We start from the raw sequence: 24,337 nt of genomic DNA, 5'->3' as shown, positions 1-24,337 counted from the left end.
CGGCGCCATTAATCCGTCAGCCTGTTTCGGGAGCGTGCGATGTACACTGGCCAATGTTTGTGTGGCGATATCAAGTTTGAATACGACGGCGCTCTGGGGCCGATTTCACTGTGCCACTGCAGTCAGTGCCGCCGGGCTCATGGCAGCGCCTTTTCGGCCAGTGCGCCGGTTCAGAAAATACGTTTTCGTTATCTATCCGGCGAAGAAAAGGTAACCGAGTTTGAGTCCCGCCCCGGTAAGTATCGTGCTTTCTGCGGCCGTTGCGGGAGCCAACTCTACAGTCGGTTGGATGCCATCTCCGGTATTCTGCGCCTGAGGATCGGAGTGATTAATGAACCCCTGGGCACAAAACCGGAACGGCATATTTATGTCGGCTCCAAAGCCGACTGGTTTGATATCACCGACGAACTCCCCCAGTTCGAGAAAACCGAAAGAACCAACGACCCGCACTGAGTACTCACTTCGCCGGAACCATGCGGTAGACCTTGCCCTTTGGTGAATCGGTCAGTAGCCAGAGGGCGCCGTCGGGCCCCATGCGCACATCCCGGATACGCTCGCCCAGATCGGTCAGCAGGTCCTCTTCCTCAGTAACGTTTTCACCGTCAAACGTCAGCCTTACCAGCTTTCGCATCTTGAGCGCACCGACAAACAGATCGCCCTGCCATTCCGGAAACAGGTTTCCTGTGTAAAACGCCATGCCAGAAGGTGCGATAGACGGATCCCAGTAATGCAGTGGATTGGTCACGCCAGCCATGGTGGTTTTACCGGAAATCGGCAAGCCTGAGTAATCGATGCCGTAAGTGACCTTGGGCCAGCCATAGTCGTTGCCGGCCCGGATAATGTTGATCTCATCACCACCCCGGGGACCGTGCTCGTGACTCCAGACTTCTCTGGTTTCCGGGTGCAGGGTCATACCCTGAATATTCCGGTTGCCGTAGGTGAAGAAGGTTTGGTTGAAGCCTGGGCGGCCGACAAAAGGATTGTCTGAAACCGCCTCACCACTCACGGTTATCCGGTGCACGCCCCCCGCGTCGTCACCGGTGTCCTGGGCCCGGTCCATCTCGCCGCGGTCGCCCACGGAAATGTACAGGTGGCCGTCGCTGCCAAAGACCATCCGGCCGGCAAAGTGTCGGGTGGTATTGCCGCGGGGCAGGGCCTCGAAAATTACCTCAACGCCGGTCAGTTCTCCGTCATCGTAAACCGCCCTGGCTACCCGGGTGGTCATGCCGTCGCGGTTGCGGTGGGCGTAGCTGAGAAACAGGGTTTTGTTGGTTTTGAAGTCCGGGTGCAGCAATACGTCCAGCAAGCCGCCTTGGCCAGACACTACCAGTTCGGGCACCCCGGCTACCGGCGCCTTCACCAGTTGACCATCACGGATTACGCGCAGCCTGCCGCCCCGTTCTGTGACCAGCTGCGAACCGTCCGGAAGGAAGGCGAGGCTCCAGGGATGTTCCAGGCCCTGGGCGACGGTTGTAAGAGCAAACGAGTGGTGCTCGGAAACAAAGCGCTCGTTGGCATTGCCTGCCAGTGCGACCGCCATCAAGCCGAGAGTCGCAGCCAGCCGTATTGTGCTGTTCATAAATCCTCCTTTTCCCGGGCAGGCTCGGGGCTGCCCGATTGATCAGAATAGCAGGGGTGTTCAAACGCTGCGCGAGCAGTGTCCATAAAATTCAGAGTTCCTTGCCTTTTGCTGTTTCAAATCACAATCATTCGCATTAAGGTGTGTCGGTGTTGAAAAAATGAAGTTCACAAAGCCATCAAGTACCGGAGCGAATGATGTCCCGAATTCCTGAGCCTGCATTTCGACGAAAAGCCCTGATCACCGCGATGATGTGTGTAACGGCACCTGCCTTGGCCACTGCCCAGACAAACCAGCCCACCACACTGGACGTGCTGGATGTCTCGGCGCAGCGGGGGCAGGTTGCGTCTGAATCCACGGGCAGTTACACCAGCGGAGCCACGACTACGTCGATGAAAATGGAGCTGACGCACCGGGAAACTCCGCAAGCGGTGACGGTGGTCACCCGTGAACAAATGGACGATTTTGCCCAGAACGACATTAACGACGTTCTGGAAGGTACCACCGGTGTGACGGTTGAGTCGGTCGAGACGGACCGCACCTATTACACCTCCCGTGGTTTCGACATCAACAACTTCCAGTACGACGGCGTTGGCATGCCGGCGGTATACGATAACGTTCAGGGTGAGCTGGACACCGCCTTCTTTGATCGCGTGGAGGTGGTTCGGGGCGCTAACGGTTTGATGGCAGGTTCCGGCAGCCCGGCCGCCACCGTCAACTTTATCCGCAAGCGCCCAACCGCAGACACCAATGCCTCGGTTGCGGTGACTGGTGGTTCCTGGGACAAAAAACGGATTGTCGGTGATGTTTCCGGTGCCGTGTCTGAATCCGGTGCGGTGCGCGGCCGTGTGGTGGCCGGTTATGAGGACAAAGGCTCCTACCTGGACCGGTATAACAACGAAAAGCAGATGTTCTACGGGGTGCTGGAAGCAGACCTGACCGATACCACGTTGCTGACTCTTGGCCACGCCATTCAGACGTCTGATACGGACAGCCCGTTGTGGGGTGCGCTGCCTCTGTTCTACTCCGATGGCTCAGCGACAGATTTTGCGCGTTCAACCAGCACGGCTTCCGACTGGTCCTACTGGGACAACACCCAGCACAACAGCTTTGTTGAATTGCGCCAGGAGCTCGCCGGTGGCTGGAGAGCGACAGGCACGGTGTTCCGGCTGGAGAATGAAAGCGAGTCCGAGCTCTTTTACCAATATGGTACGCCTGATCGCCAAACGGGTGAGGGGCTTAAAGCCTATCCGAGCCAATACGACCTGGATGTGGAGCAGTGGGTAGTAGATGCATACGCTACCGGCCCGTTCCAGTTGGCTAATCGTACTCATGAGTTGGTTTTGGGGGCATCCTGGTCTCGCTCGGAGACGGTAGACGAGTCCCGCTATGGCCGGGGTATCGGGAATCCATTGCCACCGCTGAATGAGTGGGATGGGAACTACCCCAAGCCTGCTTTTGATAATGGTGTTGGCGGCTCTGACTGGACCGACCGCGAAACGTCCACCTATGCTGCCGCTCGTTGGTCGCTGACCGATCAACTCACCGCCATTACAGGGCTCCGTCTGACCTGGCTGGATAACAAGGGCGAAAGCTACGGTGCAACCAAGCAAAGCAGCTACGATGCGGTAGAAACGCCGTATGCGGGCCTGATCTACGACATCAACGATGATCATTCGGTCTACGCCAGTTATACCGAGATTTTCACTCCCCAGACTGAGGTGGACATCAATCGCGATCGACTGGATCCGATTGACGGGGTCAACTATGAACTGGGCCTGAAAAGTGAGTTTCAGAACGACCGCGTGAACACCACTATTGCCCTGTTCCAGACTGAGCAGAAGAACGTAGCTGAGGCAGCCGGTACTCTACCGGGGACCGCCAACGATTCCTATTATACCGCTGTGGATGGGTTGACCAGCCGGGGTGTGGAGGCCGAAATAGTGGGTGATCTCACCGACCGAATCCAGCTTTTCGCAGGCTACACCTATGTGGATATTGAGGACAAGGATGGTAAAGGGGCCAAGTCCTTCGTGCCGGAGCATCTAGCCCAGTTGCGGGCTACCTGGAAGGTGCCTGGGGTCGAAGGGTTCAAGCTTGGTGGCAAGGTACGCTGGCAGTCTGAGATCACCCAGGAACAGGGTGTTGCTACCACTGGCCCGAATGCTGGTGAGATCATCGTTACTGAGCAGGATAGCTATGCGGTGCTGGATCTGATGGCAAGCTATGATTTCGCCCGACACTGGAATGCAACCCTGAACGTAAACAACCTTACCGACGAGAAGTACATCGAGAGTCTGAAGAAATTTGGTGCCTCGGCCCAGGGTTTCTACGGTGAGCCGGCCAATGCCAGCCTGACCGTTTCCTGGGTGTATTAACCAGTGTCAGGGCAGCTGGCGGTGCTGGCTGCCCTTATTGTTTCAGCCCAGACGTTCTTTACGATAGATCCCACACGTCCCGCAATAGCCGCCTCCGGGCAATAAATATTTGAGGCAGCACCCTTTGCGCTGAGGGATGGCGCACCGCTGTTGGCTGAATTCCGCCGGAATCCAGTCAATATAGCGGTTGGCTTCGCATTTGAACTGCGCCAGCCAGCTACCGGCCTGTTTACACAACTCCTCCGGATTAACCCGGTTCCACACCACCGAATAGGGCGCCCCCAACGTCAGCCCGACACTGCTCCAGTAGGCCCCCGGGCTGACACCGTAATGCTGTCGGAATACGCCGTACCAGTCCTGCATCTGCCCACTCAGAGACTGTATGAACGCCTCAGGCTCAAGGCGTTCCTGTGAACTGGTCGCATATTGCCAGCGGGACTGGCCCTCTGGCCCAGATGGTTCCCGGCACAGAAAAACACGCTCGGGATTCAGGGCCACACTGCTGCCATCCCGGAACAGCCGGATCACCAGTGGTCCGATAATCTGAAGCGCCAGGCTCTGATGCAGGACAGAAAGCCGCGCCTTGCGAAGTCGCGGGTGATCAGCATCTGGATAGTCCTCGCGGACTTGTTGTTGCAGAAGGCCAGGGTTCGCCAGGAGCTGCGCAAGGGAAAACAACGCGGGTTGTTCGCGGTTGGCGGGTTTCAGAGCGTTGTTCAGTAGCGCATTGCCGTCAAGGCCGTGGCGGGCCAACAGATTGTGGTAATCCGTCAGCCATTGCGTTGCTGCCTCAGCCGCGACCATGACGGCTTAGCCCCCACAAGAAGTACAAGCCGCCGACCAGGGCGGCCAGCAGCCCCGCGGGTAACTGATTGGGATACACCAGAATACGGGCCAGATAGTCAGCCAGCGAGAGCAGGAGCCCGCCGGCCAGGGCCGCGACCAGCATTTGCCGGCCCACGGTTTGCTGGCCCAGTACCCGGGCCAGGTGCGGGGCGATCAATCCGACGAAGCTTAATGGCCCGATGACCACGGTCGACGCTGCGGTAAGCACGGCAGCCAGCACCAATAGCAGAAGCCGTGCCCGCGGTACCCTCAGCCCGAGGGACGAGGCCGATGTTTCGCCCAGCGGCAACAGTGTGAGTGGTCGCAGGGCAAGCAACAGCAAGGCACCGAGGCTGACCACCAGAGCCAGTAAACCGAAGGCTTCGGATTCGGAGATCAGCCAGGTTGAACCGTACATCCAGTTCAGCAGGCGAGAGGCAACGGTGCCTCCAGAAGCCATCACCAGCCTCAGGCCGGCATCCATGAATACGTACAGTGCCAGGCCGCCAAGCAACAGTTGATTGCCGGCGAAGTGGTGCTTGCGGGCCAGAAGCAGTAACAGCCCCAGGGCACCGGCGGCACCCGCCGTGGCCGCCGCCAGTTGGCCAAGCCGGCCGATCTCGAGTCCGGTCAGAACCAGAACCACCATCACTAACGCCGCACCGCCGCTGATGCCCAGCAATTCAGGGCTACCCATGGGGTTCCCTGTCATCCGCTGGATCAGGGTGCCGGCCATGCCCAGTGCCATGCCGGCGAGGATGGCGGCCATTAATCTCGGGCCTCGCCATACCCACGCGTCTGTCCACTGTGCCACGGGCGTCCAGTTCCAGCCCTCAAGGCCCGGAGACCAGCCCATGGAGAGAATGATGGTCAGAGCCAGTATAGAGCACAGGGCTGCGGCGACCATTGCGGGATGTCGCCGGCGGGGCAGAAACCCCGCGGGGCTGCTGTCCTGACCGGGCATATGGTGCGTGTTACGGAAGCCTTGAAGTGCAAGCAGAATGATAGGCCCGCCAATCAATGCCGTGGTGGTGCCGGTAGGCACCAGCGAGCCGCCATCCCAGGTGGTGGCCCACTGCGCGAGGGTATCAGCCAGCAATAGCAGGCCTCCGCCGGCCAGAGTGCTCCAAAGCAACCGTTCAGTCAGGCTCCTGGCACCCAGCAGCCTCGCCAATACCGGTGCAGCCAACCCCACAAAGGCCACTACGCCCACCCGGCTGACCACCACCGAGCTCATGATTACTACCAGAAACAGCGCAACAGCACGAAGCAGTGAGACTTTCGCCCCCAGTGAGTTTGCCGATGCCTGGCCAAGCTGAAGCAGCTGTAGCGGGCGCATCAGGGCCACCATCACAGCAGCAATAACCAGTACCCGGGGGAGCAGATCAAAGAAGGGGGCCCAGTTGTTCTGCACCAGAGATCCCGCGCCCCAGATAAACAGGTTGCCGAGCCATTCACCTTTCAGCAGCAGGAATGCCATGTTGATGGCACCGAGAAAAAAGGTAACCACCAGCCCGGCCAGAATCACGGTGACCGGCGAGAAGCCGAGTCGCCATGTGAGCACTATTACCAGACCGATGGCAAGCAAGCCGCCGGCCACTGCGGCAAGGTCAGGGCTGAAGGCCAGCAAACCTGGCGCAAACAGGGTCGCAAGTGTAACGCCAAACTGGCCCCCGGCCTCCACGCCCAGGGTGGTGGGTGAAGCCAGTGGGTTACCCAGCACCTGCTGGGTAACGGCTCCGGCCAGCCCCAGTGCACAGCCAATCAGTACCGCGATGGAGACCCTTGGTGCCCAGCTGAAGTGGGCCAGAACCGAGGCATACTGATGGCCATCAAAGGTCCAGAACGCAGCGAGAATCTGTGAAAGATGCAGCTGATCGAGCCAGGGCAAGGCGCTGGTGGCCAGTGCGGCCAGCCAGAGTAGAGCGACTGCAACGGGCAGCCTGGCGGGAACTTCCGGGCGATTGGAAGCGCGCAGGGTAGATTCAGCGGACATTGTCGCTGCCCCCTTCCATCAGAGCTTTGGTCAGGGCAACGGCCAGGCGTTTCACCGGGTATACGCCACCGAAAGGCCAGGCAGCAGGAATCCGGTAGATCTCCTCGTCTCGCACTGGTGGCAGGTAGGTCCAGAACGGGCTGTTGGCCAGACTGTCGGCTAGCCCTGGCACCAGGGGTTCTATCACCACGATGCGGCTGTTCCTGGCATCCGCCACAGACTCGAGGCCTATGGCTGAAAATCCCCAATAGTTGCCTGGCTGTTGCCAAGCATTGGTTAACCCAAGGCTATCCAGAGCCGTCTGGAACAGACCGTTGGGGGCATAGATACGTACATGGCGGTCATCCAAAAAGTTAACCAGAGCAACCGGTTTGTCGGTGATGCCGGCTTGTTCCAGTCGCTTCCGCTGTTGGTTCAGGGTCTGTTCGATATCGGCCAGTACCGCCGCTGCGCGATCTTTCCGACCGGTGATTTCGCCCAGCGTTGTCAGCATTTCCCGGGCCTTGTCGTACGGTCGAGCGCCTTTTTTGTACACGCTGATGACGTAGGTGGGCGCAATTCGTTCCAACAGTTCCGCCGCCGGAGCCATTTCGGTGCTGGTGACGATCAGATCGGGTTTCAGCTCTGCAATCGCCTCGAGGCTGGGAGCGACCCGTGTGCCGACATTGGCAACACCCTCAGGCAGTTCCGGCTCCTGAACCCAGGTGGCGTAGCCGGCCTTGTCGGCCACGCCAACGGGGGTGATACCCAGCAATAGCAGGGATTCGGTGGCGGCCCAGTTCAGCGCGACAATGCGTTCAGGGGGGGCGTCGAGGGTTAGCGTGCCGCCTTCGTGTTGCCAGGTCTGGGCCGTTCCCGCAATCGGCAGCAGAAGAAGCAGGGCGCCAAGCATCAGGGCTTTCGGGTTAGTGGACATAGGAAACCCATTGCCCCGGTGCCCGCTCCATCACGCCCATGGGAACGCTGTAAATCGATTCCAGAATCTGACTGTCCATGATCTCTGCCGGCGTGCCATCGGCCACCACCTGGCCCGATTTCAAGGCCACCAACCGGTCGCAGAAGCGGGAGGCCAGATCGACATCGTGCAGTACCACAATCACGGTCAGTTCTCGCTGGCTGGCAAGGCGCTGCACCAGGCGCAGCGTTTCCACCTGGTGTTTCACATCCAGGGCGGAGATGGGTTCATCCAATAGCAGGCAGCGGGTTTGCTGAGCCAGCAACATGGCAATCCAGGCCCGTTGGCGTTCACCACCGGACAGGGTATCGACAGAGCGATGCTGAAACGGTTTGAGGTCAGTATCGGCGATAGCCTGATCAATCAGCGAGTGATCCTCCTCGCTGTATCGGCCAAGCGGGCCTCGCCAGGGATAACGGCCCAGTGCCACCAGCTCCCTTACCGTCAGGCCATCGGTGCCGGGCGGGTGCTGGGGCAGGTAGCCGACAATCCGGGCAAAGGCGCGGGCGCCGAGGCTTTTCGCGGTTTTACCCTCAAGCCTGACTTCACCGGCACAGGCTGGAATCTGCCTGGCCAGTGATTTCAACAACGTGGATTTGCCTGAGCCGTTGTGACCAAGCAGGGCGGTTACCTGGCCTTCGTTAAAGGCCAGGCTAATGTTTTGAAGGATAGCCGTGCTGCTAATGTGGACGGCGAGTTCGCGGACTTCGAAAAACGCGGACATTCAGATTCCCCTGTTTCTTTGGCTGGCAGGATAATCTAAATGCGAATACCTATCAATATTATCTGTGTGGAGGTGTGGCCTACTTACGCCTGCCCGGTTTGCACGCGCCATTGTGCAGCGTAGGCGCCGTTATTGCGTATCAGGCTGTCGTGGTCGCCTTCCTCGACAATCCGGCCATTCTCAACCACGGCGATGGTATCCGCATCCACAATGGTAGACAGCCGGTGGGCAATCATGATCACCGTGCGATTATGGCCAATGCGCTTGAGCGAGCGCTGGATGGCGGCTTCGGTTTCGTTATCCACGGCACTGGTTGCTTCGTCCAGCACCAGTATGGGGGGATTCTTCAGCAGCGCCCGGGCCAGTGACAGTCTTTGACGTTGGCCTCCCGACAAGCGAATGCCCCGCTCACCAACCGGTGTGTCCAGGCCTTCCGGCAGTGCCTCAATGAAGGACCAGGCTTCGGCAGTACGGGCGGCATCAATGATCTCTTCTTCGCTGGCATCCGGTTTGCCATAGGCCAGGTTGTCGCGGATGCTGCCCTCAAACAGGTAGACATCCTGGCTAACCAGGCCAATGGCATCGCGCAGGGACTTCAGGCTCACTTCACGAATGGGCTGGCCGTCAATCCGGATGTCTCCATGGGAGGGGTCGTAGAACCGCAATAACAGCTTGATCAATGTGGACTTGCCGGAGCCGGTCGCCCCTACCAACGCCAGGGTATTGCCTGCAGGAACGTTCAGGGTAATGTCCTGTATGCCTGCGCCGCTGCCGGCGTAACGGAAACTCACCTGGTTGAATGAGACCTTTCCACGTACTGGCTGTTCGAGTGTCTTGCCGGCTTCATCCCGAACGTTTACCGGTTCGGCGAGCAGATCGAGAATCCGCCGGGTACTGGCCATGGCCCGTTCAAACAGGTCGATCACTTCCGCCAGGCCGGTCAGGGGCCAGAGCAGGCGTTGGGTGAGGAACACCAGAACTCCGTAAGCGCCCACGTTCAGGCTGCCTTCCAGTGCCATCATGCCGCCAACCGTGAAGGTAGCCAGGAAACCGGCCAGAATGGCCATGCGAATCACCGGAATAAACGCCGAACTGATGCGAATGGCGCGGCGGTTTGCATCAACATAGGCTTCGCTCGCGTCCTTCAGGCGTTTGGCTTCCCGCTGTTCTGCGGTGAAGCTCTTGATCGTGGCGATGCCACCAAGGTTGTTGGCCAGTCGGCTGGACAGGTCACCCACCTTCTCTCGCACATCGGCGTAGAGAGGGCCGGCCTTACGCTGGAAATAGAAGGCGCCCCAGATAATCAGGGGGATGGGTGTGAATGCCAGCAAGGCGATGAGGGGTGACAGCACAAAGAACACGGCGCCCACCGCCACTACCGTGACACCTACCTGGATCATGGCGTTGGCGCCGCCATCCAGGAATCGCTCTAGCTGGTTCACATCGTCGTTCATGGTGGCCACCAGCTGGCCGGAGCTGGTGGCTTCGAAGAAGCTCATGTCCAGACCCTGGGCGTGTTCGTAGGCGTCTTGCCGGAGGTCGGACTGCAGGCGCTGGGCCAGGTTGCGCCAGAGGATCTGGAACAAGTATTCGAAGATGGACTCGCCGGCCCAGATGAAGAACGTGAGCACCGCCAGGATGGTGATCTGCTCCTGTGCGGTCTCAAAGCCCAGGCCGGCAACGAAGCTTTCCTCCTGGTTCACCACCACATCAATAGCGACACCAATCAAAATCTCCGGAGCAATGTCGAAGAGCTTGTTGATGATCGAACAGGTAGTGGCTGCAATGATCTGCCGGCGATAGCCCCGGGCGTATCGAAGCAGTCGGCCAAGGGCGGCGACGCTGCTGGTGTGAGGGCTGTTTGACGACATAATCCGCTTCCTTCTTGCTGTGGCTGGGCTTGCCAAAGGCAGGAAGGGTAGCGGATTCTCCGTTATTTTAAAATAGAATCATTATCACTTGGGGGTGTTGCGTTGCAGCCAACGGTCGAGTTGATCGGCGAACTCCTTTCGGTCGGCCTGGCCCAAGGGTGCGGGGCCGCCGGTGACTTGACCGGCACTGCGCATTTCTTCCATGAAGTTACGCATGGCCAGGCGCTGGCGGATATTCTCTTTGGTAAAGGCCTGTCCCCGGGGGTTGAACACGTCGGCGCCTTTTTCGATGGCTTCTGCGGCCAGGGGAATGTCCTGAGTGATCACCAGGTCGCCTTTGGTCATCTGGTCCATGATTTCGTTGTCGGCGACATCAAATCCCTGGGGTACCTGGCGGCGGCTGATGTAGGGGCTTGGTGGCAGGGTGATGGCGTGGTTGGCGATGAAGGTGGTCTGGACTTGCCAGCGGGTAGCGGCGCGGCAGAGGATTTCCCGGATGGGTACGGGGCAGGCGTCGGCGTCGACCCAGATTGGCATGTCGGGTTTCCTTCGTTGGATTGGGTTTTGGTGATTTTAACCTTTCATTGGGTGAGCTTGTTAGTTTTGGGTCGCGTATTTATTGATTAGCCGTCAGGTTTGGGTGCCAGTGTCATTGGGGGCCGCTTTCCAAAAACCGCTACGAGCACATCCATGTGCGCTTCTCTCAGGCCATCCGTGGCCATCGAATTTTTTGGAAAGCGGCCCCCAATGACACTGTTCTGACTGCTCGGGTACCGCCGCGGTTTGGTCAAGAATCTGAGAGCTGAGGGAAGACTATGAAGGTTCTGCTGATATGGCTTTTGATCGTTCTTGCATCTTCACCCGCTAACGGAATCGCTTCCGAGGACGAAGCCTGGGCTGCGCTCCGGGAGGGGCGAGCTGTTTTGATGATGCGACATGCTCTGGCCCCCGGTACGGGCGATCCGGCGGGGTTTAATGTGAATGATTGCAGCACGCAGCGTAATTTGAGCGAGACCGGTCGGGAAGAGGCGAGATTGTGGAAGCGCCTGCTGGGGAATCACGGGATAACCGAGGCCCGGGTGTTTTCCAGTCAGTGGTGTCGGTGCATGGACACGGCCCGCGAAATGGATATGGGCGCGGTGACGGCGTGGCCGGTGTTGAATTCTTTTTTTCGGAATCGGGGTGATGGCGATACCCAGACCCGACAGACGATTGCGCTGGTTAACGATTTGGAGCCTGGAGCGCCGGTGGTGCTGGTGTCGCATCAGGTGAACGTGACTGCGTTGACGGGGGTGTTTCCCCGGTCTAACGAAGGGGTGATACTGGCGTTGCCGCTGTCGGAGAGCCCGGAGGTGTTGGCGAGGGTTTCACCGGGGCGGTAGTGTTATAATGCTGCGCTCATTCAATTAACAGGAAATGATAATGTCTCAACTGCCCCCATGCCCCCAGTGCAATTCTGAATACACCTACGAAGACGGCGTTCAGCTGGTTTGTCCCGAATGTGGGCATGAGTGGACCGCTGCTGAGCAGGCGGAGGCTGCGGCCGGCAAGGTGGTTCGGGATTCGAACGGCAACGAGCTTCAGGACGGCGATACCGTTACGGTCATCAAGGATCTGAAGGTGAAGGGTTCGAGTCTGGTGGTTAAGGTCGGCACCAAAGTGAAGAACATCCGGCTGGTAGATGGCGACCATGATATCGATTGCAAAGTGGATGGCGTGGGTGCTATGAAGCTTAAGTCAGAGTTTGTTAAAAAGGCCTGACCGCTTTGATGACCATTGCCGCAACCACCCTGGCTTTGGGGGTTACCTATTGGCTGTTGCGGCAAGGCCAGCAATATGAACGGTGGGATGATTGAGTCTCAGGCCTGGCTGACGGCCCGCACTTGTTGATCAAGCTCTTTGGCCAGGCCGGGGTCGAGGTTCAGGGCCGCGGCCAGTTGGTCCAGCCACGCTCTTTCCATGGCGTTCTGATCATCAATCATCACGGCGCTGACCACGTAGATTTCCCGGCTTGCCTGGGGGGAATCTGCGTTTTTGGCAAGCGCCTGGGCGTCCAGCGGGGCATCAAACTGTTGTTGAATCCAGTTGTGTAATTCGTCGTCTGGCCCCAGTTTTTCGATTTCCTGAGTGAGCAGTGCGCGTTCGTTGGCGTCTACGTGGCCGTCAGCTCGGGCCGCCATGATCATGGCCTGCAGTATCTCAAGGCCACGCTTTTCCTGCTCGGCACCCTGCAGTTGTTCCAGTGGCCGGCCCTGTTGGGCTGGCGCTTGCTGCGGGGCGCCCTGTGCGTTGCTCTGGTAATTCTGGTAGGCCTTCCACGCCAGCGCGCCTACACCTGCAAGAGCGCCATATTTCAGCGCCGTGCCGCCCATCTTCCTGCCGCGTTTGGAACCCAGCATCAAGCCCAGAGCACCGCCGCCCAGCAGACTCTTGACATCAATCCCGCTGCCGCTACTCCCGCCAGAGACCTGATTGCCCAAGCTGCCCACCAGGCTGTTTATATCCATTCCACCGCCGCTTCGGGGTTGGCCACCTTGAGCCTGGCCCATAATCTGATTCAGTACCGACATGACGTTCATTGTTCAGCTCCTTCGAGGGGTGTTGCCCGTGTCTGCTCATTGAGTTTAGCCACAATAAACCATAACCAACATGAATCCGGGATGAACGTATTGTCAGGCGCCTGCCCGTAAAGTTCCTTTGATCATTTCCAAACCATCGTCTAAATATTAAACAGGGTGCCCGTTAGCACCCGGAGAAATCCCGCAGCGTGTAACCCGCGCCAACAACAAGACGAACCACCCCACCGCTGCCGTTGCCGGCCACAAGCAGGCTTTAGAGCAGCCAGGCTTTTATCTTGAAGCCGGGGGACAGGAGGATGGGATGAAAGAGCTCCACGAGTTTCATGTGGATAGCACCCGCTATCTGGATGATCACGGCAAGCCCCTGAGTGAGCTGCCGCCCCAGGCCGGGAACACCGACAGGGTTCTGGCCGCCTATCGCAACATGGTGCTGACCCGCACCTTCGATTCCAAAGCCATTGCCCTGCAACGTACCGGAAAATGCGGTACCTATCCCTCTGTGCTGGGGCACGAAGTGGTGGGCACGGCCATTGGCCAGGGCATGGCGAAGTCCGATGTGTTTGTGCCTTACTACCGGGACCAGGCTGCGCAAATTCTGAGGGGCGTCAGCCTCAGGGAGTTGCTGCTGTACTGGGGCGGCGACGAGCGCGGCAGCGCCTGGCAGAACTGCCCGGAAGACCTGCCAATTTCTGTACCCATTGCCACCCAGTGTTGCCATGCCGTAGGTGTCGCCTCGGCCATGAAAATTCGCGACCAGCAGCGGGCGGTGGTGTGCTGCATTGGCGATGGCGGTACCTCCAAGGGTGACTTTCTGGAAAGTATCAACCTGGCCGGTGCCTGGCACCTGCCAGTGGTGTTTGTGGTGATCAACAACCAGTGGGCCATTTCCACCCCCCGCAGCCTGCAAAGCGGCGCCGAAACCATCGCCCAGAAAGCCATCAGTGCAGGGTTGCCGGGCCACATTGTGGATGGCAACGACTACTTCGCGACGATTGAAGCGCTGGATGCGGCTCTGGGACGGGCCCATGGCGGCAAGGGCGCCACGGTGATTGAAGCGGTCACCTACCGGCTGGGTGACCACACCACCGCGGATGATGCCACCCGCTATCGCACCGCCGAAGACCTCAAGCGAGCCTGGGAAAAGGATGGCATCAAGCGCCTGCAGAACTGGCTTCATGACAGCGGACACTGGAGCCCGGACAAGGAGAAAGCCCTGCAGGCGGACTGCAAGCAAGCCGTAGAACAGGCCGTGGAGGAATACCTGGCCACCGAAGCCGAGCCACCCACCGCTATGCTGGATTATCTGTTTGAAACCCTCCCGGCCGCGCTGCAACCCCAGCGTGATCAGATCGCCAACAAATACCGGGGAGGTGCCGCATGATTACGGCAAAGCGTTCGAATGAAACCCGTGACGTGACCCTGGTGGAAGCGGTCAACATGGCCCTGCACCGGGCCATGGCGGATGATGAAAACGTGGTGGTGCTGGGCGAAGACATTGCCACCAATGGCGGCGTGTTTCGCGCCACGGTGGGTCTGAAAGAAGCCTTCGGATTCAAGCGGGTGATGGACACACCGCTGGCGGAAAACCTGATTGCGGGCACCGCCATCGGCATGGCCACCCAGGGCCTGAAGCCGGTAGCAGAGTTCCAGTTCATGGGCTTTATCTATGCCGGTATGGAGCAGATTGTCAGCCACGCGGCGCGCATGCGTAACCGCACCCGGGGCCGGCTGCATTGCCCGCTGGTGTTCCGGGCGCCGTTCGGCGGTGGTATCCATGCGCCGGAACATCACTCCGAAAGCACCGAAGCCCTGTTTGCCCATATTCCTGGCCTGCGAGTGGTCATCCCCAGTTCGCCACAACGGGCTTATGGCCTGCTGCTGGCGGCCATCCGCAATCCGGACCCGGTGATCTTTCTGGAGCCCAAACGCATCTATCGGGCGGTGACCCAAAGCGTCGAAGACAACGGCGAGGCGCTGCCGCTGGATACCTGCTTCACCCTGCGAGAAGGCGATGACGTGACCCTGATCACCTGGGGTGCCTGCGTGATGGAAACCCTGCAAGCGGCCGACAAACTGGCAGAGCAGGGCGTGAGCTGCGAGGTGATCGATATAGCCACCGTCAGCCTGCTGGACCGGGAAACCCTGCTGTGCTCGGTCGCCAAAACCGGCCGGGCGGTGATTATCCATGAAGCCTGCCGAAATGGCGGAGTGGGTGCGGAGGTGGCCGCTTCCATTGCCGAAGCGGCTTTTCTGGACCTGCAGGCGCCGGTGGTGCGGGTAACCGGCTACGACACTGTGATGCCTTACTACCGGAACGAGCAGTATTACCTGCCCCAGGTGGAAGACATTGTAACTGCCGTTGAACAGGTGATCGCGCTCTAGGAGGCCAACCATGAAAAACTTCAAACTCCCGGATCTGGGCGAAGGCCTGCCGGAAGCTGAAATTGTTGAATGGCATATCAAGGTGGGCGATGCCGTAGAAGCGGACCAGGTACTGGTCAGCGTAGAAACCGCCAAGGCCATTGTGGAAGTGCCGTCGCCGCAGGCCGGCACCATCGCCAAACTCTACGGCGAGCCCGGCGACATCATTCACACTGGCGAACCCCTGCTGGCCTTTGAAGGGGCGGGTGACGACACCGGTACGGTGGTGGGTGAGCTGAAATCCTCCGGCAAAGGGGATGGGCAGGGCGCTCAGAAAGACCAGTTCATCGTCGGCGCTGCTGCCTCCAGCAAGCGGGCCCGCGCCAACCGGGCTACTCCCGGGGTGCGGGCGCTGGCGGAGCGACTGGGTGTCAGCCTGGAAACCATCAAAGGCAGCGGGCCCGGCGGCCTGATCACCTCGGATGATGTGCACAAACAGGCCAGCCACCAGAAACAGCTGGGCGATGCGGAGCCCCTGCGCGGTACCCGCCGCACCATGGCGAAAAACATGGCGTTGTCCCATGCTCAGGTAGTGCCAGTCTCCATTTTTGAGGATGTGGATATCGGCGACTGGAAAAAGGGCAGTGACACCACCATGCGCCTGGTCCAGGCCATCGGGAAAGCCTGCGATGCGGTGCCGGAGCTGAACTGCTGGTTTGATGGCGACAACCTGAGCCGCCAGTTACTGAGCGAGGTGCACGTAGGCACTGCCGTGGATACGCCCGACGGCTTGTTTGTGCCGGTACTGAGAGACATTACCCACCGTAACCTGAAAGACCTGCGCAAAGGGCTGGAGAACCTGCGGGAAGCGGTGGCCACCCGCAAGATTCCGCCGAAGGAGATGCAGGGAGCCACCATCACCCTGTCCAATTTCGGCACCATGACCGGCCAGTATGCCAACCCCATTGTCAGCCCGCCCCAGGTGGCTATCGTGGGCGCCGGGCGTATTCGGGAGAAGGTGGTGCCATATGATGGCGCTGCGACCATTCGTCGCATTCTGCCCCTGTCCCTGACCTTCGACCACCGGGCTGCCACCGGCGGCGAAGCCTCGCGGTTTCTGGGCGCGCTGGTCGATGCGTTGCAGAAAGCAGGCTGAACGGGCGGGCCGGTGGTCGCCGGCCTGCTGTTCCGGGCACTTGCCATCCGGCGCGTTGGCGACAACACTAAGGGCCTTCAAATGCCTGAAACCATCACCGTGCGAGACACCATGAACCGATTCAATAAACTGACCTCCGCGCTGCTGTTGGCCTGTGCCACCCTGGCAACACCGTTACTGGCGGCTGATCATGGTAACCATGCTGGGCACGGCAAGGTCCAGATCGACAACCCCTGGAGCCGGCCAACACCGCCGGGCACGCCCATGGGAGTGGGGTACCTGGCCATCACCAATAACGGCGAGCAGGACATCACCCTGGTTGCGGCACAGAGCCCGAGAGCCGGCCATGTTTCCATCCACGAAACCTCCATGCACGAAGGCGTAATGCGCATGCAGCCGGTGAAGGGTGGCCTGGCCATTCCGGCCGGCGAAACCGTGGAACTGAAACCCCGCAGTTATCACCTGATGCTGGAGCAGTTAGCCCAGCCCCTGGTTGAAGGCGAGAAAATTCCGGTGCAGCTGGACTTTGACGGTGCGGACGACATGGATATTGAGCTGGTGGTTCAGCCGCTGGATGGCACGCCTATGGACCACTCGAAGATGGATCATTCCAAAATGAAACACTGAGGCGGCTCAGATCCTGGTCCGGAGCCGCTCAGCGTTTGATGCAGACAAAAAGGGCGTTTCCGGACTCGCCGTCCCAGGGTGCGATACGCTCGTAATCGTGCTCAAAAATGTGCACCTCAAACAGCGGCTCCAGCAATTTTTCTAACTCGAGAAAACTCAGCGCCACCATGGGGTGTTCATCCTGCCAGGATTGGCTGACCCCCTGCGTGATTTTGTCGATGCTGAGCCGCAGTGACTGCTGCTCACCCTGTCCGCTGTATTGCCAGCCGGAACGGAAAGTAAACTCGCTGTCATCGTGCCGGGCCGTGTGGCTGACAAACAGATTGTTGTTGATCCGGGTTTTGTCCACGGCGTTAAAGCAGAATACACCCTCTTCAGCCAGCGCATCGTGGGCACTGAGGACGCATCCCTTGAGATTTTCGATGCCCGCGCTGTAGTGAATCGAATAGAGAAAGCAGGTGATCAGATCAAGGGGTTGCTCCACCTGAAACGCGCACATATCCCCCAGGCTGAACAGGGCTTCGGGGCAGCGTTTTTCTGCCACATCCAGCATGGGCTGATTGATGTCCAGGCCCTGGCATTGATAACCGTAATCGATGAAGTGGCGAAGGTGGGGGCCGGTTCCACAGGCCAGGTCCAGATGCTGCGTACCACCGTTGCCAAACAGCTGATGCAGGCGCCGAACGCCGTGACTCTGTGCCGGGTAATCGATATCGGCACACATCAGATCGTAGTAGCCCGACAGGTCGGTGTATAAGGCGTTGATAGACAATGGAAAGCCTCTGCAGAGTTTGCTGAATCACCTCTGGCGATCAGCAGCGGTCGGGCGTTTTTGGGGAGCGCTATTTTATAGCAAAGGAGTGGTGGAATCTTTAATGTTGTTGATTTCGGCTCTGTCCTGACAAAATAGCGGTTGCCGGAGAGGGTGGTTTGAGCTCTACTACGCTGAAAAGACAAGGCGTCAGGCTATAGAGACAGGGAACTTATGTCCAAAAAAATCGCGGTTATTCTCGGTCACCCTGATTCAGACAGTTATTGTGGCGACCTTGCCAGTGCCTATGCAAAAGCTGCCGAAGGCTCAGGCCACAGTGTCAAAGTCTTCAGGCTCGGAGACATAGTCTACGATTCAACGCTGCACCATGGATATAACCAAAGGCAGGAGCTTGAACCGGGCTTAAAAGAGATCAAGGACGCGATTACCTGGGCAAACCATCTCGTGTTTGTTTACCCGATTTGGTGGGGGTCTATGCCGTCTTTGCTGAAAGGGATGTTTGATCGCGTCTTTTTACCAGGTTTCGCCTTTAAGTATCGTGAAAACTCTCAGCTCTGGGATAGATTACTGTCCGGCCGAAGTGCACACGTCATTATGACCATGGACACACCGCCTTGGTATTTCCGGTTGGTGTATAGAATGCCTGCACACAATCAGATCAAGAGAACCATCCTCGAGTTTTGCGGAATCAAACCTGTAAAAATTACCGCCATTGGCCCCGTTCGTTATGCTACTCCCGCCAAGCGGGCGAGGTGGTTAAAGAAGGTCGCGCAGCACGCCTTATCGGTGTGACACCATGAAGAACCATCGTGCTTGAATGAACTCAGCCCTTTTACGCGGGTTTATCGGAATGCCCCAGCGAATGATCCGGGGCTATCTCGTCTCGCACAAGCTGTTTCAGCTGCTTGATATCCGGAAAGCCTCCCTGGTCTTTTCGGGACCAGATGCGGGTATCGTTGACATAAACTTCAAAAATCCCGCCGGAGCCGGGCTTAAGCGTGAGCTCGTCAATCATTCCATCGAATGTGGACAATAATTCCTGTGCCATCCAGGTGGATCTCAGCATCCAGTTGCAGCCAGTGCAGTAATGAATAGTGATTCGCGTTGCCATACGGTAATGCTTCCTGCAGGAATAAATCGGACAGTCATGCTATCAAAGTAGGAGGATAGTTTCTTTTTTCTGAGGGAGCGGATATGGCGTACTGGCTTGTCGATAGCCCTGGCTCCGGCGACGGCAGCCGGAATGCAGACTTCTGGCTGGCCCACTTGCAGCAGCAGGGCATTACAGATGTCGAGGTTTGTCATCTGGAAGATCAGAAGCAGTGGCGCAGCAGGGTATCGGAAGGCGATTGTCTGATGGCTGCAGGTGGCGATGGGACGGTAAACGGGGTGGCGGAGCTGTGTTTGAAAATCGGCGCCATTCTGGCCGTGTTGCCGTCCGGCACGGCCAACGATTTTGCCCGAAACCTCGACATTCCGAGTGAGCCCGGGGAGGTGGCCAGGCTGGTGGCAGAAGGCACCGTGCAAAAAGTGGATGTGGCGGTGTCTGGCGAGCGGATCTTTCTGAACGTTGCCCACATCGGGCTGGGTACCTTGCCCTCTCGTCAGGCCAGCTCGCCCACTAAAAAATGGTTTGGGCAGTTCAGCTATGTGGTGACTCTGTTCCAGCAGCTTGGCGCACAGCGCGGGTTCAAGGCGCGTATTCAGACTGATAAATCCGTTCTGGAGGGGCGCTGGTTATCGGTGGCCGTGGCTACTGGCGCCTATTTTGGCGGTGGTCATGAGATTCCCGAAGCATCGGCTAATGATGGTCTGCTGGATGTTATTGCGGTGAGGCCCCGTCCGCTGGCGCAGTTGTTGTTCGCCTACGTGATGGTGAGGTTGAACGGCAAGACGCCACGCCGGACCAGCACCGTGATACAGGTTAAGACCGGGTGGTGCCAGGTAGAAACCAGTCACCCCAAAACGGTCACCGTGGATGGCGACGAGGCGGGTAAAACGCCGTTTAAGGCGACCTGCCAGGCGGGCGCTCTTCGAGTGATTGGCACAGGGGTGATCCAAACCGGTCAGCACGAGTGACAGGAGGTTCAACAATGCCCGACGTTTTCAGCATGGTCTGAATCCCCAGCTGTTCTTAACTGGTTTCGGCCCTTCGCCTTAGCCCGGTAGAGTGCCTTGTCCGCTGCATTAATGAGTGTATCCGGCCTCAATCCGTGTTCGGGCGCAGTGGCAAGCCCAATGGAACAGCTGAGCTCAATGGTTCCGTTGGCGACCACGATCTTCATGGGACTGTTTTGCTGCTGCCATTCGATGATCCTGGACTTAGCATCGGCCTGGTCAAGCCCGGGCATCATGATCAGAAATTCTTCGCCGCCCCAGCGACAGACAACATCCTCTTTTCGCAGGGTGGCAGTGAGTCTCTGGCTGAATTCAACGAGTGCCTGATCGCCCACGGAATGGCCGTATTGGTCATTCAGGTCTTTGAAGTAATCGAGGTCTGCCATCATGAGGGTGAGGGCGAATTGGCCACGCTTTGCCCTGCCAAGCTCGCGATCCAGACACTCCATGAAGTGGCGCCGGTTGTAAAGGTTGGTGAGGGGGTCGCGGATGGATTCTTCCTTGAGCTCATCCCGCAGCCGGTTGTTTTCTTCCAGTTGTTGCTGCAGCTTGGCGTTCGCTTCTTGTAGAGCCTTTTCAGCATTCCTTCGGGCGGTGATATTCCTGGAAATGCCACCAATGTAGGTGGTTTTTCCGTCTTCGCCGGTTAATGGCGACAGGGTGGTTTCGAAGAAGGTTACGGGCGTAGAAAAGCCCTCCGTGTCCTCTTCGTAGCGCGACACTACTCCGGATTTTATGACGCTTGCGTAGTTGTCGGAGATCTTCCTGCACAGCACTGGATCCGGAATCAGTTCATCCAGGTAGCGACCACAGAGCGGACCGTTGCCCTGGCTCATGAAGTTATCCATGGCCAGGTTGCAGTAAACCAGCTTGTAGCGGTCGCCTTCGGCGCGGAGGATGAAAATGTGGTCTGTCATGGTATCCAGCATGCCCTTGAGCAAGAGGATATCCATGGCTTCGATGTTGTTGACCGGTGATGTCACGCAGTGAGGTCCAGTTCCGGGCGCCAGATGGCTTTCCGGTAAATATAGACCAAAAATTCAACTTGCGGCGATCGCCGCCCTGGCTGCATGCAGCTTTTTATAGCTCTCGATCATCTTCAGGTGACGGTCCAAGCCACGGAGATCCATGCCGGTTTCTTCCAGACCGTAGAAGCGGACACTGCCGTTAATAGAGCCGACCACCGCATCCATGACCTCGTCACCAAACATACGGCGGAAGTTGTGGAGGTAGTCTTCCAGTTCCAGCTCGTCATCCAGCGTGGCTTCGAGTGCCGCGTTCATGGCCTGGTAGAACAGGCCACGTTCAACGGTGTTGTCGTTGAACTGCCGGAATGTCTCGACCAGTTCCTGGGCTTCTTCCAACTGGCCGATGGCCAGGTAGATCAGTAGTTTTAGCTCCAGAATGGTGAGCTGGCCCCACACGGTGTTCTCATCAAACTCGATGCCGATCAGGGTGACGATGGTCATGTACACGTCGAGCTCGGCTTCTTCGAGTCGCTCCACCAGATCGGTCAGCTCGTTTTCACTCAAACGGTGCAGGTTGAGGATGTCTTCCCGGAACTCCAGTGCCATGTTGGTGTTGTCCCACACCAGGTCCTCCACCGGGTACACCTCGGAATAGCCCGGCACCAGGATCCGGCACACCGGAGCGCCCAGGTCTTCGAACACCGCCATGTAGCACTCTTTGCCCATGTCTTCGAGAATGCCGAACAGGCTGGCGGCTTCTTCCTGATTGGTGCCGGAGAAATCCCACTCCACAAACTCGTAGTCGGATTTCGCACTGAAAAAACGCCAGGACACCACCCCGCTGGAGTCGATAAAATGCTCAACGTAGTTGTTGGGCTCGGTCACTGCCATGGAGTTGAAGGTTGGGGCGGGCAGGTCGTTCAGGCCCTCAAAGCTGCGGCCCTGCAGCAGCTCGGTCAGGCTGCGTTCCAGCGCGACGTGGAAGCTTGGGTGGGCGCCAAAGGAGGCAAACACACCGCCGGTTTTCGGGTTCATCAGGGTCACGCACATGACCGGGAACTGACCGCCGAGGGAGGCGTCTTTGACCAGCACCGGGAAGCCCTGTTCTTCCAGGGCCTTGATGCCCTCGACGATCTCCGGATACTTGGCCAGCACGCTCTCCGGCACATCCGGCAGGGCGATTTCGTTTTCGATGATCTCTTTCTTCACCGCCCGCTCGAAGATTTCCGACAGGCACTGTACCTGGGCTTCCTGCAGGGTGTTACCGGCGCTCATGCCGTTGCTGAGGTACAGGTTCTCGATCAGGTTTGACGGGAAGTACACGGTTTCGCCGTCGGATTGGCGCACGTATGGGATGCTGCAGATGCCTCGCTCCGGGGTGCCGGAGTTGGTGTCGAACAGGTGGGTACCGAGCAGTTCTCCATCCGGGTTGAAGATCTCCAGACAGTAATCGTCCAGGATGCCCTCGGGCAACTCGCCGTCCGGGCCGGGCTGGAACCATTTCTCGTTCGGGTAATGCACGAACTCGCTGTTGGCGATGTCCTGGCCGAAATACTGATCGTTGTAGAAGAAGTTGCAGTTCAGCCGTTCAATGAACTCACCCAAGGCCGAGCACAGGGCGGCCTCCTTGGTGGCGCCCTTGCCATTGGTAAAGCACATGTGGGCAGCGGTATCGCGCACGTGCAGGGACCACACATGGGGCACGATGTTGCGCCAGGAGGCAATTTCGATTTTCATGCCCAGGTCTGCCAATATGCCGCTCATGTTGGCGATGGTGGTTTCCAGGGGCAGGTCTTTGCCTTCGATGTAAGTATTCGCTTCGCCTTCCGGCTTCACGGTAAGCAGTGCCTGGGCGTCTTCGTCCAGGTTTTCGACCACTTCAATCTGGAAATCCGGGCCGGCTTGCACAGCTTTTTTGACGGTGCAGCGGTCGATCGAGCGCAGAATACCCTGGCGATCCTTGTCGGAGATGTCTTCCGGCAGTTCCACCTGAATCTTGAAGATGTGCTTGTAGCGGTTTTCCGGGTCTACAATGTTGTTTTGCGACAAGCGGATGTTGTCGGTGGGGATGTCCCGGGCGTTGCAGTAAACCTTCACAAAGTAGGCTGCGCACATGGCCGAGGAGGCCAGGAAATAGTCAAAGGGGCCGGGTGCCGAGCCATCGCCCTTGTAGCGGACGGGCTGGTCTGAGATGACGGTGAAATCGTCAAATTTGGCCTCAAGCCTCAGGTTGTCGAGATAATTGACTTTGATTTCCATGGGCAGCTTACCGGATGCAGATATATGAACAGTTTACGCGGAATAGACGAGGTGATCCCCGATGCGCGGGATGGTCTCACAAAAACCGAAAGGACGATACTTTACGTCCTCAGTGAAACCCAGAAGGAGCTGGGTGGCCGCAATGTGCCTACGGTGATGCTCTACGGCCGGGTGCTGGAGCATGTGAACATCAGTGAGCAGGAGTTGCACTTGTATTTGGACCGGCTGGGTGTGAGAGGCGACGGAACCTAAGGTTGATGGCTGCTGAAGTCTCTCGGGTCCAGCCGATAATAGCCGCACAGGGCTTTGTAGACATCCGGCTGGGCTTCGAGCAGGTGTTCCGGTTGCTGGAAGAAGGTTTCCGTGAGTACCGCAAAGAACTCCGCTGGCTCGGTGGCACCATAAGGATCCAGCCACGGTTTGCGGTGACGGTCGAGCCGGTCCTGAAGATGGTCCCAGGCTTTGGTCATGGTTTCCTGCCAGTGGCGGGCCTGCTCCCCGTGCAAAGGCGGCGCGCCATCGGCGGTGCCGTCCAGGTAGTCCAGTTGATGGGCGAATTCGTGGAGGATGACGTTATGCGGGCTGTGTGGATGGGCAATCGCGCTCTCGCACTCACTCCAGGCCAGCACCACCCGACCATGGGAAGATGCTTCCCCAGCCCGAATCTGGTCACTCTGGCTCACCACCAGGCCGTCGCTTTCCGTGCCCTGGGCCCGGTAGACGTCCGGGTAAACCAGAATGCTGCGCACGTCGTCATAGTCTGAGAATGGCCGCTCAAGAACCAGAAGACAGGCATGGCCAGCGATGGTCACGCGTACCTTGTCGTCTACTTCAAAGCCGTCGCAACCGTAGTAGTCTTTCTCGGAAATGAACAACTGTACAAGTCGCTCGAGGCGCTTTTTTTGCTCTGCATTGAGCTGTTTATACGCAGGAACCTGTCGTTTTAGAAAATTGCGCCAGGGCTTGGGGAAGGGTTGCTGAAGTTCCTTCTGGCGGCGCCAGTTTCGGTAATAAAAAAGATAGAACACGGTGCCGGCAATCAGCGCGGCGGCGAAAACGGCAAAAACCACGGGTGCGGACATTGGAGACTTCCCTGCAAATGTCCGGCTAGTCTAACCCAGCGGTTAGCGAACCACGAAAACTGCGATGTCGGCATTGGAAGGTGATGG

24 protein-coding genes are annotated in these 24,337 nt (G+C 58.4%); 11 read left to right on the top strand and 13 right to left on the bottom strand.

Annotation, left to right across the window (positions count from 1 at the left end; translation table 11 throughout):
• Positions 1-39 precede the first annotated feature (39 nt).
• On the top strand, positions 40-453 hold the full coding sequence (locus QPL95_RS12385; protein WP_303291297.1) for a GFA family protein: 414 nt from the start codon (positions 40-42) through the stop codon (positions 451-453).
• A 4-nt stretch (positions 454-457) separates the two neighbouring features.
• Here QPL95_RS12385 and QPL95_RS12380 read toward each other — a convergent pair whose 3' ends face one another.
• Positions 458-1,579 carry a PQQ-dependent sugar dehydrogenase gene (locus tag QPL95_RS12380; protein WP_303291296.1) on the bottom strand — a complete coding sequence of 374 codons (1,122 nt, stop codon included), beginning with the start codon at positions 1,577-1,579 and terminating at the stop codon, positions 458-460.
• Between the two features lie 197 nt (positions 1,580-1,776).
• On the opposite strand from QPL95_RS12380, the gene QPL95_RS12375 reads away from it, so the two are divergent.
• Positions 1,777-3,957, top strand: a complete 2,181-nt coding sequence (locus QPL95_RS12375; protein WP_303291295.1) for a TonB-dependent siderophore receptor — start codon at positions 1,777-1,779, stop codon at positions 3,955-3,957.
• 42 nt (positions 3,958-3,999) lie between these two features.
• On the opposite strand, the gene QPL95_RS12370 is transcribed toward QPL95_RS12375, so the two are convergent.
• From QPL95_RS12370 to QPL95_RS12345, 6 genes are all read right to left on the bottom strand, one after another.
• A complete protein-coding gene (locus QPL95_RS12370; RefSeq protein ID WP_303291294.1) occupies positions 4,000-4,761 on the bottom strand; it encodes a (2Fe-2S)-binding protein in 762 nt (253 codons plus the stop codon).
• Positions 4,748-6,778: a Fe(3+)-hydroxamate ABC transporter permease FhuB gene (gene fhuB, locus QPL95_RS12365; RefSeq protein ID WP_303291293.1), complete on the bottom strand. Its 2,031-nt coding sequence runs from the start codon at positions 6,776-6,778 to the stop codon at positions 4,748-4,750. The genes QPL95_RS12370 and fhuB overlap by 14 nt, the downstream gene beginning before the upstream one ends.
• Positions 6,768-7,694 (bottom strand): iron-siderophore ABC transporter substrate-binding protein, encoded by a 927-nt coding sequence (locus tag QPL95_RS12360; RefSeq protein WP_303291292.1) that lies wholly within the window; start codon positions 7,692-7,694, stop codon positions 6,768-6,770. The genes fhuB and QPL95_RS12360 overlap by 11 nt, the downstream gene beginning before the upstream one ends.
• Positions 7,684-8,457 carry an ABC transporter ATP-binding protein gene (locus QPL95_RS12355; protein ID WP_303291291.1) on the bottom strand — a complete coding sequence of 258 codons (774 nt, stop codon included), beginning with the start codon at positions 8,455-8,457 and terminating at the stop codon, positions 7,684-7,686. Before QPL95_RS12355 ends, QPL95_RS12360 begins: the two co-directional genes overlap by 11 nt.
• An 83-nt stretch (positions 8,458-8,540) precedes the next feature.
• Positions 8,541-10,328, bottom strand: a complete 1,788-nt coding sequence (locus QPL95_RS12350; RefSeq protein WP_303291290.1) for an ABC transporter ATP-binding protein — start codon at positions 10,326-10,328, stop codon at positions 8,541-8,543.
• An 84-nt stretch (positions 10,329-10,412) separates the two neighbouring features.
• Positions 10,413-10,865, bottom strand: coding sequence for a YaiI/YqxD family protein (locus tag QPL95_RS12345; RefSeq protein ID WP_303291289.1), 453 nt, complete (start codon positions 10,863-10,865; stop codon positions 10,413-10,415).
• A 278-nt stretch (positions 10,866-11,143) separates the two neighbouring features.
• Between QPL95_RS12345 and QPL95_RS12340 the strand changes: the two genes are divergently transcribed.
• On the top strand, positions 11,144-11,710 hold the full coding sequence (locus QPL95_RS12340) for a histidine phosphatase family protein (protein WP_303291288.1): 567 nt from the start codon (positions 11,144-11,146) through the stop codon (positions 11,708-11,710).
• A 40-nt stretch (positions 11,711-11,750) separates the two neighbouring features.
• Positions 11,751-12,089, top strand: a complete 339-nt coding sequence (locus QPL95_RS12335; protein ID WP_303291287.1) for a zinc ribbon domain-containing protein YjdM — start codon at positions 11,751-11,753, stop codon at positions 12,087-12,089.
• Between the two features lie 98 nt (positions 12,090-12,187).
• Here the strand turns inward: QPL95_RS12335 and QPL95_RS12330 are convergent, their stop codons facing one another.
• A complete protein-coding gene (locus QPL95_RS12330; RefSeq protein WP_303291285.1) occupies positions 12,188-12,907 on the bottom strand; it encodes a tellurite resistance TerB family protein in 720 nt (239 codons plus the stop codon).
• Between the two features lie 301 nt (positions 12,908-13,208).
• On the opposite strand from QPL95_RS12330, the gene pdhA reads away from it, so the two are divergent.
• From pdhA to QPL95_RS12310, 4 genes are all read left to right on the top strand, one after another.
• A complete protein-coding gene (gene pdhA / locus QPL95_RS12325) occupies positions 13,209-14,288 on the top strand; it encodes a pyruvate dehydrogenase (acetyl-transferring) E1 component subunit alpha (protein ID WP_303291284.1) in 1,080 nt (359 codons plus the stop codon).
• A complete protein-coding gene (locus tag QPL95_RS12320) occupies positions 14,285-15,289 on the top strand; it encodes an alpha-ketoacid dehydrogenase subunit beta (protein WP_303291283.1) in 1,005 nt (334 codons plus the stop codon). Before pdhA ends, QPL95_RS12320 begins: the two co-directional genes overlap by 4 nt.
• Positions 15,290-15,299: 10 nt before the next feature.
• A complete protein-coding gene (locus QPL95_RS12315; RefSeq protein ID WP_303291281.1) occupies positions 15,300-16,424 on the top strand; it encodes a dihydrolipoamide acetyltransferase family protein in 1,125 nt (374 codons plus the stop codon).
• An 81-nt stretch (positions 16,425-16,505) separates the two neighbouring features.
• Positions 16,506-17,051 carry a copper chaperone PCu(A)C gene (locus QPL95_RS12310; RefSeq protein ID WP_303291280.1) on the top strand — a complete coding sequence of 182 codons (546 nt, stop codon included), beginning with the start codon at positions 16,506-16,508 and terminating at the stop codon, positions 17,049-17,051.
• 28 nt (positions 17,052-17,079) lie between these two features.
• Here QPL95_RS12310 and QPL95_RS12305 read toward each other — a convergent pair whose 3' ends face one another.
• Positions 17,080-17,823, bottom strand: a complete 744-nt coding sequence (locus QPL95_RS12305) for a class I SAM-dependent methyltransferase (RefSeq protein ID WP_303291279.1) — start codon at positions 17,821-17,823, stop codon at positions 17,080-17,082.
• A 213-nt stretch (positions 17,824-18,036) separates the two neighbouring features.
• Between QPL95_RS12305 and QPL95_RS12300 the strand changes: the two genes are divergently transcribed.
• Entirely contained in the window at positions 18,037-18,615 is a 579-nt protein-coding gene (locus tag QPL95_RS12300; RefSeq protein WP_303291277.1) for an NAD(P)H-dependent oxidoreductase, read from the top strand.
• Between the two features lie 40 nt (positions 18,616-18,655).
• Here QPL95_RS12300 and QPL95_RS12295 read toward each other — a convergent pair whose 3' ends face one another.
• Positions 18,656-18,934: a SelT/SelW/SelH family protein gene (locus QPL95_RS12295; protein ID WP_303291276.1), complete on the bottom strand. Its 279-nt coding sequence runs from the start codon at positions 18,932-18,934 to the stop codon at positions 18,656-18,658.
• 83 nt (positions 18,935-19,017) lie between these two features.
• Here QPL95_RS12295 and QPL95_RS12290 point away from each other — a divergent pair, with 83 nt between their 5' ends.
• Positions 19,018-19,902, top strand: a complete 885-nt coding sequence (locus QPL95_RS12290) for a diacylglycerol kinase family protein (RefSeq protein ID WP_303291275.1) — start codon at positions 19,018-19,020, stop codon at positions 19,900-19,902.
• 8 nt (positions 19,903-19,910) lie between these two features.
• Here the strand turns inward: QPL95_RS12290 and QPL95_RS12285 are convergent, their stop codons facing one another.
• On the bottom strand, positions 19,911-20,924 hold the full coding sequence (locus QPL95_RS12285; RefSeq protein ID WP_303291274.1) for a sensor domain-containing diguanylate cyclase: 1,014 nt from the start codon (positions 20,922-20,924) through the stop codon (positions 19,911-19,913).
• A 57-nt stretch (positions 20,925-20,981) separates the two neighbouring features.
• The gene (locus tag QPL95_RS12280; RefSeq protein WP_303291273.1) at positions 20,982-23,168 is read right to left on the bottom strand and encodes an OsmC domain/YcaO domain-containing protein; all 2,187 of its coding nucleotides are present in this window, start codon (positions 23,166-23,168) and stop codon (positions 20,982-20,984) included.
• A gap of 24 nt (positions 23,169-23,192) precedes the next feature.
• Between QPL95_RS12280 and QPL95_RS12275 the strand changes: the two genes are divergently transcribed.
• Complete coding sequence (locus QPL95_RS12275; protein ID WP_303291271.1) at positions 23,193-23,420, top strand: hypothetical protein; 228 nt, start codon at positions 23,193-23,195, stop codon at positions 23,418-23,420.
• On the opposite strand, the gene QPL95_RS12270 is transcribed toward QPL95_RS12275, so the two are convergent.
• Complete coding sequence (locus QPL95_RS12270) at positions 23,417-24,250, bottom strand: zinc-dependent peptidase (protein WP_303291269.1); 834 nt, start codon at positions 24,248-24,250, stop codon at positions 23,417-23,419. The genes QPL95_RS12275 and QPL95_RS12270 overlap by 4 nt on opposite strands.
• Between the last annotated feature and the right edge of the window lie 87 nt (positions 24,251-24,337).

Origin of the sequence: Marinobacter sp. SS5-14b (genome assembly GCF_030541005.1) — a bacterium.
GTDB lineage: Bacteria > Pseudomonadota > Gammaproteobacteria > Pseudomonadales > Oleiphilaceae > Marinobacter.
The sequence above is the reverse complement of the archived record's forward strand: the minus strand, read 5'-3'. Positions and strand labels throughout refer to the sequence as shown.

Excerpts from the sequence above, each read along its gene's own strand:
- QPL95_RS12385 (WP_303291297.1), top strand. The coding sequence starts at position 40 with ATGTACACTGGCCAATGTTTGTGTGGCGATATCAAGTTTGAATACGAC.
- QPL95_RS12380 (WP_303291296.1), bottom strand. The coding sequence starts at position 1,579 with ATGAACAGCACAATACGGCTGGCTGCGACTCTCGGCTTGATGGCGGTC.
- QPL95_RS12375 (WP_303291295.1), top strand. The coding sequence starts at position 1,777 with ATGTCCCGAATTCCTGAGCCTGCATTTCGACGAAAAGCCCTGATCACC.
- QPL95_RS12370 (WP_303291294.1), bottom strand. The coding sequence starts at position 4,761 with ATGGTCGCGGCTGAGGCAGCAACGCAATGGCTGACGGATTACCACAAT.
- fhuB (WP_303291293.1), bottom strand. The coding sequence starts at position 6,778 with ATGTCCGCTGAATCTACCCTGCGCGCTTCCAATCGCCCGGAAGTTCCC.
- QPL95_RS12360 (WP_303291292.1), bottom strand. The coding sequence starts at position 7,694 with ATGTCCACTAACCCGAAAGCCCTGATGCTTGGCGCCCTGCTTCTTCTG.
- QPL95_RS12355 (WP_303291291.1), bottom strand. The coding sequence starts at position 8,457 with ATGTCCGCGTTTTTCGAAGTCCGCGAACTCGCCGTCCACATTAGCAGC.
- QPL95_RS12350 (WP_303291290.1), bottom strand. The coding sequence starts at position 10,328 with ATGTCGTCAAACAGCCCTCACACCAGCAGCGTCGCCGCCCTTGGCCGA.
- QPL95_RS12345 (WP_303291289.1), bottom strand. The coding sequence starts at position 10,865 with ATGCCAATCTGGGTCGACGCCGACGCCTGCCCCGTACCCATCCGGGAA.
- QPL95_RS12340 (WP_303291288.1), top strand. The coding sequence starts at position 11,144 with ATGAAGGTTCTGCTGATATGGCTTTTGATCGTTCTTGCATCTTCACCC.
- QPL95_RS12335 (WP_303291287.1), top strand. The coding sequence starts at position 11,751 with ATGTCTCAACTGCCCCCATGCCCCCAGTGCAATTCTGAATACACCTAC.
- QPL95_RS12330 (WP_303291285.1), bottom strand. The coding sequence starts at position 12,907 with ATGAACGTCATGTCGGTACTGAATCAGATTATGGGCCAGGCTCAAGGT.
- pdhA (WP_303291284.1), top strand. The coding sequence starts at position 13,209 with ATGAAAGAGCTCCACGAGTTTCATGTGGATAGCACCCGCTATCTGGAT.
- QPL95_RS12320 (WP_303291283.1), top strand. The coding sequence starts at position 14,285 with ATGATTACGGCAAAGCGTTCGAATGAAACCCGTGACGTGACCCTGGTG.
- QPL95_RS12315 (WP_303291281.1), top strand. The coding sequence starts at position 15,300 with ATGAAAAACTTCAAACTCCCGGATCTGGGCGAAGGCCTGCCGGAAGCT.
- QPL95_RS12310 (WP_303291280.1), top strand. The coding sequence starts at position 16,506 with ATGCCTGAAACCATCACCGTGCGAGACACCATGAACCGATTCAATAAA.
- QPL95_RS12300 (WP_303291277.1), top strand. The coding sequence starts at position 18,037 with ATGTCCAAAAAAATCGCGGTTATTCTCGGTCACCCTGATTCAGACAGT.
- QPL95_RS12295 (WP_303291276.1), bottom strand. The coding sequence starts at position 18,934 with ATGGCAACGCGAATCACTATTCATTACTGCACTGGCTGCAACTGGATG.
- QPL95_RS12290 (WP_303291275.1), top strand. The coding sequence starts at position 19,018 with ATGGCGTACTGGCTTGTCGATAGCCCTGGCTCCGGCGACGGCAGCCGG.
- QPL95_RS12280 (WP_303291273.1), bottom strand. The coding sequence starts at position 23,168 with ATGGAAATCAAAGTCAATTATCTCGACAACCTGAGGCTTGAGGCCAAA.
- QPL95_RS12275 (WP_303291271.1), top strand. The coding sequence starts at position 23,193 with ATGAACAGTTTACGCGGAATAGACGAGGTGATCCCCGATGCGCGGGAT.
- QPL95_RS12270 (WP_303291269.1), bottom strand. The coding sequence starts at position 24,250 with ATGTCCGCACCCGTGGTTTTTGCCGTTTTCGCCGCCGCGCTGATTGCC.